Genomic DNA, 3218 nt, shown 5'->3' with positions numbered 1-3218 from the left:
AAATACTCTTACATATCTAATTCTTATCAGGAAAGTCTAAAGTTCATAGACACAAGATTTTTTACAGCCTCCCACAATAGGCAATCCGAAAATTGAAATAAAAATAAATCTGTAATATGCCCCCTATGCCCTTATATACGTCTATCCCCTTATTACCCTGCTACCAATGGGATATAATAAAATCTGTAATCCTGCTGCTTAAAGAATCCATATAGAATCCATGCAGGGAATCCATAGCAATATTACAACGTGTGGCTATCTTCCTCTCCGATAACAATATTTTTTGTAATCGTTCATCAAATCAACAATACCATTCAGAACGCTATATTATGCCAAAATCCAGCTTTAAACCAAAATTGTATGCTTATTGCCATAAAGTCCGGATTTGCCCTTGTTTTGATTGATTTGCGCTAATGAATCCATATAACATACAATCAAAGACGCTATGAACGACTTACAATAAAAATAAAAATAATAATATAAATACATAACACGCACAACAAAAAAGGGATGCTATACCCTGCTGCATCCCTGAATATATATCATTTTCTATTCGCTTTTGTCCATTCCCATAATATAATTAACGGCTTTTTCCGCTTTTCCTGCTGCTGATACAATAAACTTGTTATCATTCTTTAAGACTTGCAACCAATTTTGAATATATGCAGCACTGTTTTTAAATGTCTGTTGTGTTTCAATTCCTAAGATATTCAATATATTTGCGCTTCCTATTTCTGCAACTAATTCTTCTTTTGAGTATGTTTCACTTCCGAACGCTACAACAACTCTATTCTCTAACCTGTCAAGCCTTGTTTTATGTCCAGTGCTATGCGTCAATTCGTGAAATGTTGTGCCATAGTATTCATTTGCATTCTGATATTGCTCTTTTAATGGCACAACTACCCTGTCACTTGAAGGGCTATAAAAAGCCTTATTACTTTTCGTTTCATGAAAGTCTATATGTTCCCTTGTTACATAGTCTATAATAATCTTATCCGCTTGTTCTATTGGTTTAATATCATTATTCAGCTTTTCCGCTGGTAAAGGTTTAATGCCGTCAACTTGTGATATATGAAATACATTGATGTATCTAAGCAACGGTATTTTTTTGACTTCCTTTTCTCCATTGTCGTTAAGTTCTTCTTTTTCGTATATCTTCCAAAATACAACTATCTCTGACTTTTCACCCTTGCGAACGTGACCGCCTAAATCCTGCCATTGTTTAAACGTTGCATATTCTCCATTATGTTTCAAAAGCATTTGATTGATTAAAGAATAAGGCTTCTTACTTATTCTATTGAATGCTCTATCTCTAACACCAGTCCACGGCTTATTCCAAGGGATTCTACCTTTTTCCAGTTCTGCTATTATCCTGTCTGTTACCATTTGGTATACGTTTGTTTTAGTAGTTTTGTCTGTCATATGTAACACCTTCCTTTGATTTGTTTTCTGGTATGATTAAATACAAAAAACATATAGGTGTGTAAGTAGCAATAATAACTAAATATTTGACCACTTACACACCTATATTTTGTGAATTATTACTACTTGCACAAGTATAAATTATTTGATATGATGTATTCAACAACAAACAAGCGAAACAAAATTAAAACAAAAAAACAAAACCAAAATCAAAATTACGGAGGTATGAATCATGTTGACAAAAAAAGAATTAGAAACGAAGGTACAGGAATTAAGAAGTTTAAAAGCTATGAAAGAAGAGCTTGAAAACGAACTGAAATCAGTAGAGCGTGAAATCATTTCTTACATGACAGAAAATGGAATTGATACAGAAATCACCGACACGGCAAAGATTACTTATAAACCGCAAAGCAGAACCACATTAGATAAGGGAAAGCTGCAAGAAATATTTGGTGAGGATTTAAAACCATTTGAAAAGACAACTTCTTACAATGTATTGCGTGTCAAATAACAGTCGTTAGAGCGACTATAAACAGGCTTTAAGCTCTAAGCGTTCCTGTCATTGGTTCAATGATAATTGCCAATCAATGGCAGGGGGTAGCAACTGTAAACAATCAAAGAATTATCAAAGAAATAGATGGAGGATGAAGTAATATGATGAGCAAAGAACAATTTGAAAATGGCACAAACTGGAAAATGAGTTATGAAGAGTATGTAAAATGCTATTGTCCAGATTGCGACAAAAGGAACTGCCCACATAGAGAAGCATTTAGAAGAGTTCCTAAAGCGGATGGCGGTTTGGGTTTATGCCCTAACTTGAATGCATAACAGCACATAAACAGGCACAATAAAATGCGGATGCCTTATGCAGTAAACTTTATCAAAGAATCAATGGTTATTCCTAATTCACTGCATAGGGCAGCAGGGTAATAGAAAAGATGGAGATATAGAGCAATGGGAGAATTAAAGAACTGGAAAGGATTTATGGGATTGAACATGGTGGTAACAGAAAATCAACTGATAATAATTATAACTTGAAATCACAAGAAGAACTTGCAGCAGATTTAGGTATTTCAATTCCCACTCTCCAAAATTACAAACAGCTTGCCAATATGATACCTGAACTGTCAGAACTGGTTGATACTGGTATTGTTACTAAGACTACTGCCCTATCTATTATGAGGAATCTGTCAGAGAAGGAACAGGAAGAATTGATAAAGGAAATGGATATAACTAAAAAGTTGACTGCAAAAGAAGTAAAGTCTTATATTGATAAACTTCAAGAAAAAGATGCTGCTATTGCTGACTGTAAACAAAAGGTTGATTCTTTACAGCAAGAATTGGAAGAAAGTAAGGAACAACAAGTGAAAATCCAAAAAGAAACAGTTTATCCAGATGATTATGAATCTACAAAAGAATTGTTGAAAGGATATGAAGAAGATTATAAAAACCTTCGCAAACAATTTGAAAGTAAGGTTTCAGAGAATCAAGATTTGAGAAAACAAATTGAAACTATGAATGATTCATCTACAGAAAGGCAATATGAAAAACAGTTACAAGATTCTGTATTACTCTTCTGTTCTAAGGTAAATACATTTATTGAAAAAGTAGGTGGATATGTTTGGTTATCGGACAAAATAAATGAAATACCAGAATTAGAGCGTAGGGGATATGTTGAAGCGGTAAATGCTATAAAGGCTTGGGCTGATACAATGGATTACAATACAATGTTAACAACCTAACTCAAGCAACTACAACATATTGTGTTTTTCTTTTAATTGGCACGGGGTTCCCTG

4 protein-coding genes are annotated in these 3218 nt (G+C 33.7%); 3 read left to right on the top strand and 1 reads right to left on the bottom strand.

Features of this window, described 5'->3' with window-relative positions; all coding sequences use genetic code 11:
* Positions 1–549: 549 nt before the first annotated feature.
* Positions 550–1422 carry an ArdC family protein gene (locus tag D7Y06_RS24430; protein ID WP_120410087.1) on the bottom strand — a complete coding sequence of 291 codons (873 nt, stop codon included), beginning with the start codon at positions 1420–1422 and terminating at the stop codon, positions 550–552.
* A gap of 232 nt (positions 1423–1654) precedes the next feature.
* On the opposite strand from D7Y06_RS24430, the gene D7Y06_RS24425 reads away from it, so the two are divergent.
* From D7Y06_RS24425 to D7Y06_RS24420, 3 genes are all read left to right on the top strand, one after another.
* Positions 1655–1933, top strand: a complete 279-nt coding sequence (locus tag D7Y06_RS24425; RefSeq protein ID WP_120410086.1) for a hypothetical protein — start codon at positions 1655–1657, stop codon at positions 1931–1933.
* Between the two features lie 143 nt (positions 1934–2076).
* On the top strand, positions 2077–2250 hold the full coding sequence (locus D7Y06_RS26280; RefSeq protein WP_158591495.1) for a hypothetical protein: 174 nt from the start codon (positions 2077–2079) through the stop codon (positions 2248–2250).
* A gap of 206 nt (positions 2251–2456) precedes the next feature.
* On the top strand, positions 2457–3164 hold the full coding sequence (locus tag D7Y06_RS24420) for a hypothetical protein (protein ID WP_120410085.1): 708 nt from the start codon (positions 2457–2459) through the stop codon (positions 3162–3164).
* Positions 3165–3218: the final 54 nt, after the last annotated feature.

This window comes from Roseburia sp. 1XD42-69, assembly GCF_003612565.1.
Taxonomy (GTDB): Bacteria; Bacillota; Clostridia; order Lachnospirales; family Lachnospiraceae; genus Roseburia_B.
Note: the sequence above shows the minus strand (reverse complement) of the source record. Positions and strands in the feature narration are given on the sequence as shown.

Excerpts from the sequence above, each read along its gene's own strand:
- D7Y06_RS24430 (WP_120410087.1), bottom strand. The coding sequence starts at position 1,422 with ATGACAGACAAAACTACTAAAACAAACGTATACCAAATGGTAACAGAC.
- D7Y06_RS24425 (WP_120410086.1), top strand. The coding sequence starts at position 1,655 with ATGTTGACAAAAAAAGAATTAGAAACGAAGGTACAGGAATTAAGAAGT.
- D7Y06_RS26280 (WP_158591495.1), top strand. The coding sequence starts at position 2,077 with ATGATGAGCAAAGAACAATTTGAAAATGGCACAAACTGGAAAATGAGT.